The following is a 16,682-nucleotide window of genomic DNA, read 5'->3' on the forward strand; positions in this document are numbered from 1 at the left end:
AAAAAGAGATGAAACAAGAAGAACTTGATGAAATATACATGCGTCGATGCCTCCAACTGGCACGTAATGGACAACAATTAGCCAAACCTAATCCAATGGTTGGAGCTGTTATTGTGAGCAAAGAAGGACGAATCATTGGTGAAGGGTATCATGTTCGTTGCGGAGAGGGTCACGCTGAGGTCAATGCCTTCGCCTCTGTGAAGAAAGAAGACGAGCCTTTGCTACACGAATCTACCATCTACGTTAGTCTGGAACCATGTTCTCATTACGGTAAGACACCACCTTGTTCTGACCTCATCATACGCAAAGGGGTAAAAAGAGTTGTCTGTGGATGCATCGATCCCTTTGCTAAAGTACAAGGAAGAGGCGTGAAGAAGATTCGTGAAGCAGGCATCGAAGTAACTGTTGGAGTATTGGAAAAGGAGTGCTTGGAGCTTAACAAGCGCTTCATAACCTACAATACACACCATAGACCCTATATCATTTTGAAATGGGCACAGACTGAAAACGGATTCATTGGACTGAAAGATAATCAGGTTTTAAGCATATCTTCCCCCTTTACCAAGATGCTTGTACATAAGCTAAGAGCTGAAAACGATGCCATTCTCGTGGGGAAAAAAACTGAAGAACAGGAGCATCCACAACTCACAACACGGGAGTGGAGTGGTCCAAACCCAGAGAAATTAGTGCTTACAAGCCATCCTACAAAGGACAAAGAATACGCAACTCTTTCAGAAGTGCTTTCCCATTTATATACGGAAAAGAAGCAAAGTCTTATCGTTGAAGGGGGAAACAAGACGTTAGAAAGCTTCCTGAAAGCAGGATTATGGGATGAGATACGTGTGGAAACGGCTCCTTTCACCATTGAAGATGGCGTAAGAGCACCGCAACTTCCTCATGATATCCATATTGTAAGTGCAGAAGAATACGGCAATAAGATTATCACTTACGAAAGGAATTGAGCCTTCTCGTGAGTGATTCAAACATGCAAAAACAAGCACAGACAGCCTCTTCTGACTTGTAAACAAGCTACATTGCAAAAAGAAGAGGGCATCTCCCCCTATAGAACTGTTGCTATATAGGTATCGGAGATGCCCTCTTCTTATTTCGTGCTAACGCTCAGCACATATGGTGCTGACGCCCAACTCACATCGTGCTAACCCCCAACACATATGGTGCTGACGCCTAACTCACATCGTGCTGACGCCTAATTCTTATGGAATTGCAAGCTAACACAACCGTAAAAGGTTAGTTACACTTATTGGTCATGATGTTTAATACCATGTCATCAGTGTTACACATGGCTTCTTTTCCTATGCTTGTCAGGTTCCGGATAGACTTATCCACGTCATTGTCAATGATTCCTTCAGCCGCAGTAACGCACTTCCCTTCCATTGAAAGGGTAGCTGAAAGGATTGCTGTTGACACACCTGAGGATATCTTCAACGAACAACTGGGCTTTGCACCATCACAAATCATACCTGTAAGGTTAGCAATCATGTTCTTAACAGAGTTACATACGTTTGCATAATTACCTCCCATAAGATACGTAATGCCACAACTTGACCCGATACTAGCCACAACACAGCCGCAAAGTGCTGACAATGCACCAAGACTTTGCTTGATATAGATGGCTGTAAGATGACTTAATATAAGTGCACGGACCAACTCTTCCCTCGTATTCTCATTCTCTTTGGCAAAGACAACTACAGGATTTGTCGCACAAATGCCTTGGTTTCCTGATCCACTATTGCTCATAACAGGTATCAAAGCCCCTCCCATACGAGCATCACAGGCTGATGCTGTCTTTGCAATGATATGCGAGAAGATGCTATTTCCAAAGATTCCACGACTCAAAGGACGGTCCATAATCTTTCCAAGACAGTGTCCGTAGTTACCTTTCACGGCTTCTGCAGCTGCACGAAGGTTATAACGCTTTGCCTCAAGGATGAAATCTATCTCCTCAATAGGCGTCGTCATGGCAAAATCCCACACTGTTTGCAGATTCAAACAGAGTGGAGTGGCTTCTGAAACGGCTGCTTCTGGATTGCGTTTGTCAACAAGTACGTTGTCATCAACCTGCTCAAAGACTATATGTGTATGACTTCCAGCAATGATAACAGTTGCATTATGCTCGCCAGACACGCATGTCACCTCTATATAAAGCTTCTCTGTGATACCTTCTTTCAGGCTGATATCAATCCTATTCTCGCTGATATAGGTCTTCCCTTGCTCTAAAGTAGCAGGAGTAAGGTCCTTAATAACCTCCAACTGATACTCTGATTTGCCTATCAAAGCACCTAAAGCAATAGCTATAGGCAGTCCTATCATCCCTGTTCCGGGTATCCCCACGCCCATAGCATTCTTCAGAATATTAGCTGAAAGACGCACATATATATGTTCGGGACGCTGATTTAACAACTCAGCAGCACGTGCTGTACACAACGCAACAGCCATAGGTTCAGTACAACCCACAGCCGGTACCACCTGACAGTGTATCAATTGGATAATCTGTTCTCTAATATTAGTTTCAAGCATATTGATTGTTTTAGGTTCTTTTTATTAGTTTCTGGCGTATCTTCTCCATCCTTTGCCGACGGTTTATAGAGAAGGTTGAGCCGTTTTCCTCTATATAATCAAAGAGACTGTAAGCCTTTTCCAACAGCATCTGTCGCAAAGGGTTTGCCTTAAAGCATGCTTCTGCATAAAGAAGTTCAGCCAACATATTCAGTTTGTCCATCCTTTCGCCTTCCTTCCATTGCTCATTGGCATAAGCTATAGCCTCGGATAGCGATAGATTACGTAGATCATTATAATCTCCAACATACTGATGGTAGAGGTCTTTCAGGTCTTTGTCACGCTCTAAATCATCTTCTTTCTTTACTAAGAAACGTGAGATTGCTGCACAAAACTCCTCTATCATCCTCAGGAAATAATCTCGTTGTAACATTATTATTCTGTTTTTATGCTACAAAAGTAAATAAAAAAAAGGAGAATAGAACTGTTTTCCATATTTATTACATGAAAAAAAGCCCCTCTCCTGTATCCTTTCATTACTCATGATCTTCTTTTTCGAGAGGATGAGGCAGGCTTTCCCAAAGTTTCTTATAGAACGGATGACGGGTCAAAGTAGCCACATTACCCAGAATAATGAGCTTCATACGAGCACGAGTGATGGCTACATTCATACGACGGAGGTCATTCAGGAAGCCAATCTGCCCTTCTTCATTCGACCGAACAAGGGAAATCAGAATCACATCACGCTCTTGTCCTTGGAAACCATCCACTGTATTCACACTAATCAGGCTACGATAAGGCTTGAAAAACTCTCGTTTCTTGATCAAACTACGAAGATATTGCACCTGAGCACGGTAGGGTGAGATGACGCCAACGTCTATTCTCTCATCTAAAATACGCTGCTTACCAATCTTCATAAAGTACTCCTGCAATGTTTTCAGCGTCAGTTCAGCCTCCCCTTTATTGATTCTTCCAAAGCTCTCACCAACAAACTGCTCCTTAGAAAGCTCATCTGAAGTGTCCATCCAGACCATAGGATTATCATAATCAAGGATACCACGATATTTAATCTGTGGTGCACTGATGATTTGACCATGGTAAAACCAAACGGAAGAGAAGCACATAATCTCTTCATTCATTCGATATTGCACCTTCAGAAGCGTCACTACTTCGGGCTTATTCTCCACGATTCGTTCCATTAAAGTCTTCCCTAACCCACCTCGCAGGGCTGCTATGCTCTTCACCGTGGGAGGTAACTGACAGTGATCTCCTGCAAAAATAACCCTTGAAGCCCTACGAATAGCTATCCAACAGGCTGCTTCCAAAGCCTGTGCAGCCTCATCAATGAACAAAGTAGTGAACTTCTGCCCTTCCATCACCCTACTGTTAGCACCTACCAACGTAGAGGCTACAACACGAGCTTCGTCAAATAGCTCTGTATTAATACGTATCTCTAACTCCGTAGCACGACTTTTTAGGCGGTCCATCTTCTGATGATAGCTCTCAGAACCGCGTTTCCGGTTGTTCCTTAATTCGCGAATTGCTTTCCGTATGGACCACAACTGCGGGTAATCAGGATGTGCTTCGAACTTCCGTTCATAAGTAAATCCGAGCATTTTATCGTTTACACGTGTTGGATTACCTATGCGCAACACATTGATTCCACGGTCAACAAGCTTCTCACATATCCAGTCTACAGCCATATTACTTTGTGCACAGACCATCACCTGGCTCTCTCTCATCAGTGCTTCGTTGATGGCTTCAACCAGCGTTGTGGTCTTTCCTGTACCTGGAGGACCATGAACTACAGCCACATCCTTTGCCCACAAAACCTCGTTAACAGCCTTTTCCTGTGTTGGATTCAGCCAAGGCAGACGAATAGGAGCGAAAGAAAACTTCTCAACTTTTTGTCGGGAATAGAACAAATCACGCAGATAAGCAAGTCGATTGCCCCTTGCTTTCATCGTACGATCCAATGCATCAAACATCATTCGATAGCTTGTTTCGTCGAAACCCAGCTGACAACCTATCTGTTCTGTAGTTGATTGCAATTCCAATAAGGGTGCAGAGTCAGGCACAGATACAACCATTCTGTCGCCATCAACGTAAGATACCGTTCCCGTAAAGCCATAATACTTCAGCTTTCCCTTACCTTCCACATCATTATACTTAAAGAATAACAATGGTCTACCAAACTCAAAGTTATGCTCTATATCCTGATCCTGTGTGCGAAACACCTCCACACACAGCTGATTCATCCCATTATAGAAACGTTTACCCACACGTAATGGGAACCAAGCATCGCCTCTTTTAACCTTCCTCTGCATACCTGTTGACTCGGTTTGTTTGCGGAAGGCATCTTTCTCAGCATAATACTCCATCTGGAGTAATAGCCGTTGACGTTGTAAAAGCTGTTGTGGAGTTTCCTGAGACATCTTGTTTTTAAATGAATTATTTTAAGTTTATGTTCGAATATCAGCCTGTCCTCTGTTTAACACAAGTATCAAAGTGAGCTAAGAATCGTATAGATCATCTATCTCTCCGACCTGTCGAACCGGCTGACCAGGCAACGCACAGGACGATAAGAACAAGACAACTTTGAACTCACCAGTATCACTTCTAAAGTCAATCACCAAATTTAACTTGCCATTACCATCAATATTTCTTGTCCGAACAAGAGAACAATAACGAGAAAAATATCAAAGGAAAGATAAGTAACGTAATTCTCATTTATAACTTTAATATTAATTCCTATGTGTGAATACAGACTTCATAACACTGCAAAGAACAAGCTTCAGAAGGTGTTAACACCCATAATAATCAACCACTTCCGCTACCTTTCTTACCAGTTGACCAGGTAAAGCACAGGAGGATAAATATAAAGCAACATAAACTTCACCAAACTCACCCGACAAATTAAAGACTAAATCTAACTTTCCATCACCATCAATATCACCTGCAAACATAAGAGTGAAGTCAACTTTATCCAAATTTGTCCTTCTGACAATCTGCTTTCCATTTAAGAGAATGATCCCTTCATAAGATTGAGTACCATGTTTCGTGAAAACCTTTTCCTTAGTTTTCAATTCATAATGCTTACCCTCAAAAGTAAAACGTAACGTAGTTCCTGGCTTTAAATAAAAGGAATTCAAGAAAGAATTAGGAGCAATATGCAGGTCAATACTATTCACTTCGCCCATTTTAGAAGGCAAATGATTAATATATAGAAGAACCTTTCTCTTGCTTGTCAGCGTTGACACAGAGTCTCCTATAATCTCATCCCACTCTTTACCGATTGTATATTCTGCCTTAGAAAGATAGTATTTCTGTCCTTTCCTATACAGTTCCACCCAAGTATCATCAATCAATGTATCAACCTTACATTGACGATAACTGAAAGGAATAAGTATTTTATATGGATGATTATCCATCTCCAAGACCTTCTCCGACATACCTTTTATCGTGTCCTTTCCCGTTTTCTGCACCTCAGACACAGTATCTTTGCTCAGAACAGATCTTTCTCCAGCCACCTCAACAGGCCTCTTTTCTGTACAGGATAAGAGAAGAAAGCAAACACCTAATAGGAAAAAATATATCTTGATTCTCATAAACAACAATGTTTTTAATGCTTCTATATAAGTGATTCATTAGCTTATAACACCTGCAAAAGTAACATTTTCCTCCGTATTCTACAATCTTCTGACAGACTAAAAGCCACATTACAGAAAATTACAAGCCCTTTGTACTAATTCTACAAGGCGTCTGTAATACTTCTACAAGCGGCTTGTAATTCTTCTACAAGGCCTTTGTAATTCCCCATAAGTAGGTATTCTGCACTATAAGACATGCCTGTTTGTGCTTTTTTCAGCCCCATTCTTACCTGCTTTCCCAAATATTTCTTATATTTGCCAACATCAAATAACAAATTAAACTATACTTATAGCTTATGAAAAAGACTAACGTGCAACAGCTGCACACCCTACCATCCGAGTGTACAACCATCATCATCGGGAAAGAACAGACCGCTGATGGTTCTATGATAGTTTCCCGTTCAGAGGACTGGGACGCAATGGAAGCTAAGAACTACGAGATATTTGAAGATACAGACAACGGTCCACGCGAGTTCATTGCAAAGGATAGTCCCTTCCGTTGTGAGCTTCCTGAGAAGGCTTTAGGCTATTCTGCCCTTTCTCCATATAGCCTTCACGGTCACTGGGGAAGTGCTGGTTTCAATACGGCAGGTGTCGGAATGAGTGCAACAGAGAGTATTTTCAGCAGCGATGAGGTGTTGAAATATGATCCATTGGTAGAAAACGGTGTTGCAGAAAACTCTGTTTTCAACATCACACTCCCTTATATCCGTACTGCAAGAGAAGGTGTTGAACGCTTAGGTATGCTTGTTGAGAAGCATGGTATTGCTGAAGGATTCGGCATTGGGTTCGTAGATAACAAAGAGATATGGTACTTTGAGACAGCCTGTGGCCATCGTTGGTTGGCTTGTCGCATGCCAAAGGATCAGTATTTCGTTACTGGTAACCAGAGTCGCTTCCGTACTTACGACCCTAAAGACAAGGAGAATTATCTTGCATCAGCCGACTTGATTGAGTTTGCAGAGAAGCATGGACTCTACAATCCAGCACAGGGAGCGTTTGATTTCCATGAAGCTTATGCCCGAGATGTGAAACTTGACACTACTTATAACTATCCTCGAGTATGGGGATTGCAGCAGTTCTTCTCCCCATCTATCAAGAATGACGTTACAAAGAACACCTTCCCTGTGTTTGCAAAACCCGAAGAGAAGATCACATTGACCAAGCTTCGCACAGCATTCCGCTTCCATTACGACAATACTGACCATGATCCATACCTCCATAGTAACCCTAAGGAGCCTTACAGACCGGTCTCTATCTTCCGTACTACACAGACTCACCTGCTGCAAGTACGCCCAGAACTACCACAAGCTATCGGTTGTGTCAACTATGTTGCCATGGGAATGGCTGATCTTGGTGTGTTCCTTCCACTCTATCAAGGCATTACTTCTTATCCAGAAGCCTACACAAAGGGTACGGATGAGTCAAGTGCTGACTCTGCATATTGGAAGTTCCGCAAGATAATGGTACTCGGTATGACGAACTATAACAAGTATGCTCCTATCATAAAGGAGACTTATGCGAAGTTCGAAGCAGAGACTGACCAGCGTCAAAGGGAGATGGAAGAGGAGTACTTACGCATCTATAAGACACAACCTCTGCATGCAAAAGACCTGTTACAGGCCTTCTCCGACAAGGTTCTAACCGATGCTCTCGAGGTTGCTGACCGTCTTCAGGAGAAGCTTTTCACACTGATGACAAAGGATATCCAGCAGGAATATCTCTTCCACGGTGCTTAAACAGAAGGTATAAACAATAAAGAGGGAATGGCGAAAACCGTCATCCCCTCTTTGCCTATTTATGTTTTACTATCAAACATACAAACAAATAAGACACAACAAGCCTATAAAACCGTCGAACAAACACAAAGTTTATTCCCCATTTTTAACCCGTTTTGCAAGTGAAATATTGCTTTAGCGTTATTGAAAAGTCAAATAGAACCAGTTGTAAGAATTCTGTTTACAAAGTTAAAGATAATATTTAGGATTAAAAGTGTTGGTATAATAATATTATACAGACGAACCATTTATAACTACCAAACCTTTATATTTCATCTTCAAGTTACCTAAGTGGAAACTCATGTCCGATAAAAATTATAATCATTCACTGTGAATATAAGTTTTTTTCCTTACCTTTGCACGTAGAATAAGCCACTCTACGACTGGCAGACACGGCTTATATAAGGTTTGCTCTGATAGTTCAATGGATAGAACGGAGGTTTCCTAAACCTTTGATCCGGGTTCGATTCCCGGTCGGAGTACTATAAATTACTCTTTATTATCCTCTTCTTAAAGAAGAAAATCACTCTATACTACCTAACAAATAACGAGATAAGAACCATTATCCAATAAGCATATCACACTTCATCTTCCAATCCTTTAAATTTAATTCATTATGATTGGTGCCATTATAGGAGACATTATAGGCTCACGTTTCGAGTTCGGAGCAACGCCAGAGGAAGGTTTTGAACTCTTTACCCCCGACTGTTCATACACGGATGATACCATTTGTACCATTGCTATAGCTGATGCTGTGATGAATCATCGCAACTATCAGGAGGCTTTACACGACTGGTGCCGACGTTATCCGGACCCAATGGGAGGCTACGGGAGCAGGTTTTATGAATGGATTCAGGCGGATCAGCCCCATCCTATGAACTCTTATGGCAACGGATCAGCCATGCGTGTCAGTCCTATTGGCTGGTTATTTGATGATTGGGAGCAAGTTATTGATGAGGCAAAGAAGAGCGCTGAGGTCAGTCATAACCATCCTGAAGGTATCAAAGGAGCACAATGTGTGGCTGAAACCATCTGCTGGCTGCGGCTAATGCGCTTCTCCAAGACCGATGTGGAGCGTAAAGTACATAAGTTTTTCGGCTATGAGATACCGTCAATGAGGGACATTTTGAAGATAGGAGCAGAAGGACACTTCGACGGAACATGCCAAGAGACGGTACCAATGGCACTGCGTTGCTTCATGGATGCTAATGATTTTGAAGAGACAATACGCCTTGCTGTCCTCTGCGATGGTGATACTGACACGAAAGCATGCATTGCCGGAGCTATTGCGGAAGCATATTACCAAGTGCCAGAAACCATGATTGAAAAGGCTATCAGCTATCTTCCAGATGACATGTTAGGCATTCTCAGCCAGTTTTATGAGACCATTCAGTCTGGATGTAGACAAAAGAAGTAACCCCAAAAGGTTACTTCTTTTTTTGTTTCAGGCACTTTATTTCACCTGAAACAAACTTGATTCAAGAACGGAACAAATCCTATTTTTGTAAAATAACTTTCTTATTGAATTTTAAAAGGGCGTCTTTTGCATTCTAAAAGATGCCCTTTTGCATTGTAAAAGATGCCCTTTTGGCATGTAAAAGACGCCCTTTTACATCGCAAAACATGCCCTTTTACAAGCCCATCCGTAACTATCTGGGATTCTGAAGATTACTAAACCGGAAAAAGTTCATTTCCTTCTGTTTTGTTCCTCATGACGTTCTCTCAACTGTAAAGTTCTTTCAAACACTATAAAGAAGTATATTTATCGTCCCTTACCAAGCTTTTCTTTCATTCGTTTCAGTTCATTTCTATATGCCTTTCCCGTCTCTTCTCCTATCCGAATCATGTCTTTTATGGCTCCAGGCTTAAAGTCTGTCACCCCATAAGAGCCTAAATTAGGATTGATATAGAGGTCGGCTTGTGTACGGTTTATATTATACTTTTTTATATCAGGGCGTTCCGCCAACCAGCTAAAGACCCCACCAAGTCCTCTAAGGAAGGCAAAAGGCGAATGATAATCATCATGTTTACGCTGCTGAAGGTCTATAGCTATCACTATATCTGCCCCCATTCTCCGCATCACATCTACTGGAAGATTATTTATCATACCACCATCCACCAGCATCAAGGTGTCCATTGCAACAGGTTTAAACATACCTGGAATAGCCATACTGGCGCGCATATTACGTGCTAAGTTCCCCGTGTCAAGTACAATCTCTTGCCGACGGCGAATGTCAAAAGCCACACAAGAGAAGGGAATAGTACACTTCACCACCCCTTTCTCCGCTGGAGAATGAGACACAAGTGAGTCGAGAAAGTCGTAAATATGGTCACCATGTGAAAGTCCCCACCCTTTCTTACGCTCTACAACAGCCTTACGACGTACGGGAAAGCCAAAAAGATAAGTCACTCCATCCACCTCTTTCAATATCTTTCCAGTAAGAGTTGTGTCTCTATCTGACAACAATGAGAGCCAATGTTGTGAACGAAACAGGGTGTCAAGGGCATTGGTACGATAGCCTTGAGCATACAATCCACCAATGATTGCACCTATACTCGTACCTGCAATATAGTCAATAGGAATCCCAGAACGTTCTATTTCTTTCAGAACTCCTACTGCTGCAGCCCCTTTGGCACCGCCTCCACCCAGTACAAGTCCCACCTTCAGGCGGGGCTTCTGTACCGTTTTCTGTTGTCCCTGTACGGAAAAACAACAACAGATAAGGATAAGAAATATAAGAAATGTACGTTTCATGAAGGCAAATGTACAGCTTTTTATCCTAACAAAAGCATCTTTCACCTGATTATCCATACGATAATAATTCCTCTGTTACACCCATTTACCGAACAAATCACATGATTCTTTCACTTGCTAAGCCAGTAACTTTTTCGTAACTTTGCATCATGATGTTTCATCCTTTAGACATAAATACACCTATACCCGTACGGTTTAATAACCCTTTTGATTATGAACCGGACGCACTTTGCCGTGCTGCAGTAAAGGAATTACGGTCAAAATTACCCGTCAACCCCATAGAAGGAAAGATGTATGGTGTACTGATAGTAATGAATAAAGGACGTTTGGGTTATCTACAAGCCTACTCTGGACAGATAGAAAACGAGCCTGAAGGCTTCGTTCCCGCAGTATTCGACTATCTACAACCCAACGGATACTTCAAGATTCATGAGGCTGAGATATCTTCTTTGAACCATATGATAGCACAGTTACAGGCATCTGAGGAGTACAAAGAGGCACAACAACATCTGAAAGACATTCAACAGGAGGCGCAAAAGGTGCTTGACGAGAAGCGAAACATCATGCAAGCAGCCAAGGCTTTACGTGACAAACGGCGGAAAGAGGCTTTCATTTCTGAACAGGAACACAATGAAATGATCCGTCAAAGTCAGTTTCTCAAAGCTGAATTGCACCGCACTAAACTTACTTACAACGAACAGATTGATGCTGCAAAACGCCATTTGCAACTGTTACAGGACAAGATAACGGCATGGAAACGTGAACGAAAACTGAAGTCGGACAGGCTACAATACTGGCTATTCTCGCAGTTCTCACTCCTCAATGCACGTGGAGAACGCAAGAATCTGCTTGATATCTTTCGGGATTATTATCTGCTTAACAGTACCGCACGTACCCGTATGGCACAGAAACTATCAGCCTCAGCAGACAAAACAGAGGACAAAAACATCTCAACATCATTACTTCCGCCCTCTGGAGCAGGGGAATGTTGTGAGCCAAAGTTGCTTCAATACGCCTTTCTACAGGGCTATAAACCCATCTCAATGGCGATGTTCTGGTGGGGACCTGCACCCAAAAATGAAGTAAGACAACATGGTTCTTACTATCCAGCATGCAATGGGAAGTGTAAACCTATCCTTATGTGGATGCTGGAAGGATTGGAAACCAACTGTGATACGGCAAGCAACAACACCGAACAGACCATTAAAATCATTTATGAAGACAGTTATTTGGCTGTTATCAACAAGCCATCCGGCTTACTGTCTGTGCCTGGAAAGAGTGGGAAACCATCTGTTTACAGTATACTGAAAGAACGATGGAAGGGAGAGAATGAGCCCTTTATGGTGCACAGATTGGACATGTCGACCAGTGGACTATTAGTCATTGCTCGCAATTTGTCTGTTTATAAAGCACTGCAAAAGCAATTCTTACACCATGAAGTCAGTAAAAGATACGTTGCATTGTTGCCCTTCTCCTTTCTTGAAAAGCACAAACCCACAGACGGAAGGATTACTCTTCCACTCACACCTGACGTAGATGACCGTCCCAGACAGATGGTTGACCACATCAATGGGAAGTCTGCCATTACAGAATATCACGTTGTGGGAAAGACAAAATATGGGAAAGACAACCAAGAAGCCATAAAGATTCAACTCCATCCACAGACAGGTCGCACCCATCAATTACGTGTTCACTGTGCTCATAAAGAGGGTTTGGATACGCCTATCATCGGTGATACACTCTATGGTAAGCGTGATGAGCGACTTTGGCTACATGCAGAACACTTAGATTTCACGCACCCCATAACAGCAAAAAACATGTCTTTCGACAGCACTTTACTATAAAGAGACTGACAGAAGACAGAAAAGTCCACTCGTGTTTACCGTCAACTCCATTCATATTCACCATCAATCCCATATGCATTTACCGTCAACTCCATATGTATTCACCATCAACACGAACGTAAAAGACACCCTTTTACTATTAGAAAGAATCACCTTGCGCAATCGTTTTCACAATGGTTACCATCCATTTCCCCCACAAAAGCAATATAATAATATGAATTGAAGCTATCTTTGTATCCGTATTTTAAAAACCTAAACACCCTTATTAAGAGCACTTTGCACACGCTTTCGGCAGAGATATACAGCCTCAATGGCAAAGAATTCACAACAAAACAGTTAAAAACCTATTATATATGATGATGCAAAAGACCAACAAAACCAGACTGCTTAGCCTCCTTTTTCTTCTCACATGGCTGACAAGTGCATGGGCACAAGCCCCTTCTATTCAGGAAGGAACCATCCTTCACTGCTTTGACTGGAAGTATACGGACATTAAAGCAGAGTTGGATAACATCAAAAAGGCTGGCTTCACAGCCGTACAAACATCTCCTGCACAAACCAATAATACGGATACATTGATGTGGTATGACCTCTATCGCCCCCATAACACAGAGGTTGGACCCAACCCTCTTGGTACTAAAGAGGAGCTAAAAGCCCTTTGTGATGCCGCACATGCCAAAGGTCTCAAGGTAATTGTTGACATTATAGCAAATCATACAGAAGGTTCTTTAGACATAGTAGCCGACTATTGGAAAAATATAGACCTCTATCACACCCTTGGAAAGGTAAGTAACTGGAACGATCGATACCAAGTTACACACGGAGAGATAGGCATGAAAGACCTAAAGACCGAAGATAAACGTGTCTATTCGAAGTTTAAAGCCTACGTACAGAAGCTGAAAGCACTCGGAGTAGATGGTTGTAGATGGGACGCAGCCAAGCATATTGGCTTGCCATCAGAAGGAGATCCGTTCTGGCCGATGGTCATTGACAAGACAATGTACAACTACGGAGAGATACTTAACGATACCGGAGGGGATGATAGTAAGCTTATTCCTGAATACATGACCTACATGAGCATCACAGACAGCCCTTATGGGACCAACAACGTGTTAGGTTCTGCTAAGAATCATCAGGCAACTCCGTATGGAACAGGCAACTATACGAAACGTTTTAATACTGATAAGGTGGTTTATTGGGGAGAAAGTCACGATACATATTGCAACCAAGGAGGTGAAAGTGTTGGTGTTAGCCAAGACATTATAGACCGTGCTTACGCTGTAGCAGCATCCCATAACCGCATTCCAGCACTCTATTTCTCTCGTCCTATAGGGCGTGGCGTGGGGGCAAAAGTGCCACAAAAAGGCTCAATGCACTTCACTTCCAAGTGCGTTGCTGAGGTAAATAAGTTCCATAATGTCATGAATGGTAAACCAGATTACTACTCTGCAGACGGTAGTGTAGCCTCTATCACCCGCAAAGGGGGCGGCGCTATTATCGTCAACTTCAATGGTAGCGGAACAGTAACAGTAGCAAATGGAGGCAGTTATGCCGTCCCAGGAACATACACAGACCAAGTGAGCGGTAACCAATGGACTGTTACAGCAACAACAATCAGTGGTAAGACAGATAATACTGGTATAGCTGTTCTCTACAAATCAGCACCCGTTAAGTGAGCTTTACATAGTAACGCAAAGAACTATAAAGCAAGAAAGAGAAAGCTGAAGGGATGAGTTGAGAGGCTTAGAAATAATCTTACAACTTACGATCAACAAAGAAAGAGGAAACAAAAGAAAAACAACTTTTCCCCGTTTCATAACATCAACACTATCAATTAGTTACAAACAGGCTTGTAAAAGGGCATCTTTTACATTGCAAAAGGGCGTCTTTTACATGCTAAAAGGGCACCTTTTACAATGCAAAAGGTGCCCTTTTAGAACGCAATAGATGCCCTTCTAAAAAATGAAAAAGAAATTATCTTACAAAAGAAGAATATGTATAACGATGTAAGCTCGTCTATTTCACATTCTCTTCCTCCTCATTTTCCACTCTTTCTACCCGTGGAATAGCGTTTGAATGGTTGCTTGTACGTGATCGAACAACCAAAGGAACATTCTCTATCAACACGTTACTCGTATCCAAACCCAAAGAACGTGTTATACTTAACTTCAACTTATCAATCCATTCATAGGCATTCATGATCATACGATCACGGAAAGAGAAGTAATTATAGGCTGCATAAAGACGATTAATCAGCACGAAAACAAAGTTACCCATCACCTTATGCTTTGCCAAAGAAGGGTAAGCAGAAGCCAAAGAGAACTCCTTTTGTGCAACCATATCCTCTATTATCTGACGGAAATAACGGTTAACCAACGGATGAACGCGGAATCCCAGACGCAGATTAATACGATAAAGCGTGTCAGGAATCAATGTTACGGTATCATATTCCAACGTTGATGGAGTGTCCTGATAGTCTATATGAAGGAGAATATAGTGGTCAGCACGCATCGGATGCTTATTGATTATCGAATAAAGTATCTTCTGTTCAATCTCATATGTACCACCCAATTTGCTAAGATAGACAATGTTCGTTGCATACTTTGGTATGGATTCATCAGCCTTGATATCGGAAATGATACCGTACGAATCCCTTATGTCACGCACAATAATCTGTGCATTACGAATCGTAGTGGCGTTATACCATATATACATTATCCCGATCATCACACTGGCAAGCAACATTGTAACCCAACCACCATGCATAAACTTCGCCATATTGGCTACGAAGAAGATGCTTTCAAGCCCAACAAAGGCTATAAGGAACAATGTAACAGCCCAACGATGAGTACGTTTTATGGTGAGATAAGCACTGAGTAGCAGGGTTGTCATCAACATTGTGACTGTGATTGACAGCCCATAAGCAGCCTCCATGTTCTCTGAATTCTGGAAGAAAAGTATCACAATGACACAGAGAACATACAAAGAGATATTGACAAACGGGATGTAGAGCTGTCCTTTCACATCTGTTGGATACTTGATTTTCTGCCTTGGCCAGAACTTCAAGTTCATCGCTTCACTGAAGATTGTGAACGAACCGCTTATCAAAGCCTGGCTGGCTATAATGGCAGCAATGGTTGCCATGGTTATACCAAAGAAGAGAATGCCACGTGGCATGATAGCATAGAAGGGGTTAACTCCTGGTGTCAGATTGCCAACATGTGAGATAATCCATGCTCCTTGACCAAGATAATTGAGAATAAGCATTATCTTTACGAACGCCCAACTCATACGAATGTTATTGATTCCACAGTGCCCTAAGTCGGAATATAAGGCTTCAGCACCTGTAGTACACAGGAAAACGGCACCCAAAATAAGGAACCATTCAGGACTACTGGCAAGCAAACGGACAGCATGCAACGGATTAAAAGCCTGAAGAATAGGGAAATATTCCCCGATATTCATTGCTCCAAGCACCCCAAGCAACGTAAACCATATGAGCATCAATGGGCCAAACAGTTTTCCAATAGCATTCGTTCCGAACTGTTGAATGAAGAATAATACCGTCACAATACAAAGTGCTATGGGCACAACTGGTGTCTCTGGCTCGTAAGCACGCAATCCTTCAATAGCTGAAAGGACCGTAATGGACGGCGTAATGACGCCATCTGCAATCAACGTACTTGCTCCTATGATGGCCAAAAGATAATACCATTTCTTGCTATGTCTACGTATCAAGGCATAAAGAGCAAGTATTCCACCTTCCCCTTTATTGTCTGCCCGAAGCGCAATCAGTACATATTTAACTGTTGTCTGCAGTGTTAAGGTCCAGATAATACATGATACTGCACCAATAATATACTCTGCATTGACCGTATCACCAGCCCTTACAATAGCTTTCATCACGTAAAGTGGTGACGTACCTATATCCCCAAAGACAATACCTAAGGTTACTATGACACCTATTAAACTAAGCTTATGACGCACAGAAGTGTGACTAATGTTATCCTTACTCATTACTATCTTTTCTTAAAACAGATGCAAAGGTAAACAAAAACAAGGTAACGGCATAGGATACAGCTGGGTTTTATCTATAAATCCTTTGTCGTTTACCTTATTTACAGTAACTTTGCAGCAA

General features: G+C 42.0%; 11 protein-coding genes and 1 tRNA gene. 6 read left to right on the top strand and 6 right to left on the bottom strand.

Going from position 1 to position 16,682, the window contains the following annotated elements:
- Positions 1-8: 8 nt before the first annotated feature.
- Entirely contained in the window at positions 9-962 is a 954-nt protein-coding gene (ribD, locus tag ACZ48L_RS05420; RefSeq protein WP_025791727.1) for a bifunctional diaminohydroxyphosphoribosylaminopyrimidine deaminase/5-amino-6-(5-phosphoribosylamino)uracil reductase RibD, read from the top strand.
- Positions 963-1,248: 286 nt separating this feature from the next.
- Here ribD and ACZ48L_RS05425 read toward each other — a convergent pair whose 3' ends face one another.
- The 4 genes from ACZ48L_RS05425 to ACZ48L_RS05440 all read right to left on the bottom strand — a co-directional run bounded on the left by ACZ48L_RS05425 (position 1,249) and on the right by ACZ48L_RS05440 (position 6,125).
- Positions 1,249-2,538 carry an L-cysteine desulfidase family protein gene (locus ACZ48L_RS05425; RefSeq protein ID WP_025791726.1) on the bottom strand — a complete coding sequence of 430 codons (1,290 nt, stop codon included), beginning with the start codon at positions 2,536-2,538 and terminating at the stop codon, positions 1,249-1,251.
- A gap of 10 nt (positions 2,539-2,548) precedes the next feature.
- Positions 2,549-2,950, bottom strand: a complete 402-nt coding sequence (locus ACZ48L_RS05430; protein WP_025791725.1) for a hypothetical protein — start codon at positions 2,948-2,950, stop codon at positions 2,549-2,551.
- Between the two features lie 103 nt (positions 2,951-3,053).
- Positions 3,054-4,952: an AAA domain-containing protein gene (locus ACZ48L_RS05435; protein ID WP_314694747.1), complete on the bottom strand. Its 1,899-nt coding sequence runs from the start codon at positions 4,950-4,952 to the stop codon at positions 3,054-3,056.
- A 369-nt stretch (positions 4,953-5,321) separates the two neighbouring features.
- On the bottom strand, positions 5,322-6,125 hold the full coding sequence (locus tag ACZ48L_RS05440) for an FG-GAP repeat protein (protein ID WP_025791724.1): 804 nt from the start codon (positions 6,123-6,125) through the stop codon (positions 5,322-5,324).
- Positions 6,126-6,463: 338 nt separating this feature from the next.
- Here ACZ48L_RS05440 and ACZ48L_RS05445 point away from each other — a divergent pair, with 338 nt between their 5' ends.
- From ACZ48L_RS05445 to ACZ48L_RS05455, 3 genes are all read left to right on the top strand, one after another.
- Positions 6,464-7,906 (top strand): C69 family dipeptidase, encoded by a 1,443-nt coding sequence (locus tag ACZ48L_RS05445; RefSeq protein ID WP_025791723.1) that lies wholly within the window; start codon positions 6,464-6,466, stop codon positions 7,904-7,906.
- Positions 7,907-8,355: 449 nt separating this feature from the next.
- Positions 8,356-8,427 (top strand) — tRNA-Arg (locus tag ACZ48L_RS05450).
- A 134-nt stretch (positions 8,428-8,561) separates the two neighbouring features.
- On the top strand, positions 8,562-9,362 hold the full coding sequence (locus ACZ48L_RS05455) for an ADP-ribosylglycohydrolase family protein (RefSeq protein ID WP_008824180.1): 801 nt from the start codon (positions 8,562-8,564) through the stop codon (positions 9,360-9,362).
- 345 nt (positions 9,363-9,707) lie between these two features.
- On the opposite strand, the gene ACZ48L_RS05460 is transcribed toward ACZ48L_RS05455, so the two are convergent.
- Positions 9,708-10,700, bottom strand: a complete 993-nt coding sequence (locus ACZ48L_RS05460; protein ID WP_311155918.1) for a patatin-like phospholipase family protein — start codon at positions 10,698-10,700, stop codon at positions 9,708-9,710.
- 149 nt (positions 10,701-10,849) lie between these two features.
- Between ACZ48L_RS05460 and ACZ48L_RS05465 the strand changes: the two genes are divergently transcribed.
- Positions 10,850-12,544: an RluA family pseudouridine synthase gene (locus ACZ48L_RS05465; RefSeq protein WP_025791722.1), complete on the top strand. Its 1,695-nt coding sequence runs from the start codon at positions 10,850-10,852 to the stop codon at positions 12,542-12,544.
- Between the two features lie 353 nt (positions 12,545-12,897).
- Positions 12,898-14,220, top strand: coding sequence for an alpha-amylase family glycosyl hydrolase (locus tag ACZ48L_RS05470; RefSeq protein ID WP_025791721.1), 1,323 nt, complete (start codon positions 12,898-12,900; stop codon positions 14,218-14,220).
- 340 nt (positions 14,221-14,560) lie between these two features.
- Here ACZ48L_RS05470 and ACZ48L_RS05475 read toward each other — a convergent pair whose 3' ends face one another.
- On the bottom strand, positions 14,561-16,561 hold the full coding sequence (locus ACZ48L_RS05475) for a KUP/HAK/KT family potassium transporter (RefSeq protein WP_025791720.1): 2,001 nt from the start codon (positions 16,559-16,561) through the stop codon (positions 14,561-14,563).
- Positions 16,562-16,682 lie beyond the last annotated feature (121 nt).

This window comes from Prevotella histicola, from assembly GCF_055385135.1.

Bases quoted from the DNA above. Each gene is read 5' to 3' on its own strand.
- ACZ48L_RS05460 (WP_311155918.1), bottom strand. From the start codon at position 10,700: ATGAAACGTACATTTCTTATATTTCTTATCCTTATCTGTTGTTGTTTT.
- ACZ48L_RS05475 (WP_025791720.1), bottom strand. From the start codon at position 16,561: ATGAGTAAGGATAACATTAGTCACACTTCTGTGCGTCATAAGCTTAGT.
- ACZ48L_RS05435 (WP_314694747.1), bottom strand. From the start codon at position 4,952: ATGTCTCAGGAAACTCCACAACAGCTTTTACAACGTCAACGGCTATTA.
- ACZ48L_RS05425 (WP_025791726.1), bottom strand. From the start codon at position 2,538: ATGCTTGAAACTAATATTAGAGAACAGATTATCCAATTGATACACTGT.
- ACZ48L_RS05470 (WP_025791721.1), top strand. From the start codon at position 12,898: ATGATGATGCAAAAGACCAACAAAACCAGACTGCTTAGCCTCCTTTTT.
- ACZ48L_RS05430 (WP_025791725.1), bottom strand. From the start codon at position 2,950: ATGTTACAACGAGATTATTTCCTGAGGATGATAGAGGAGTTTTGTGCA.
- ACZ48L_RS05465 (WP_025791722.1), top strand. From the start codon at position 10,850: ATGATGTTTCATCCTTTAGACATAAATACACCTATACCCGTACGGTTT.
- ACZ48L_RS05445 (WP_025791723.1), top strand. From the start codon at position 6,464: ATGAAAAAGACTAACGTGCAACAGCTGCACACCCTACCATCCGAGTGT.
- ACZ48L_RS05455 (WP_008824180.1), top strand. From the start codon at position 8,562: ATGATTGGTGCCATTATAGGAGACATTATAGGCTCACGTTTCGAGTTC.
- ACZ48L_RS05440 (WP_025791724.1), bottom strand. From the start codon at position 6,125: ATGAGAATCAAGATATATTTTTTCCTATTAGGTGTTTGCTTTCTTCTC.
- ribD (WP_025791727.1), top strand. From the start codon at position 9: ATGAAACAAGAAGAACTTGATGAAATATACATGCGTCGATGCCTCCAA.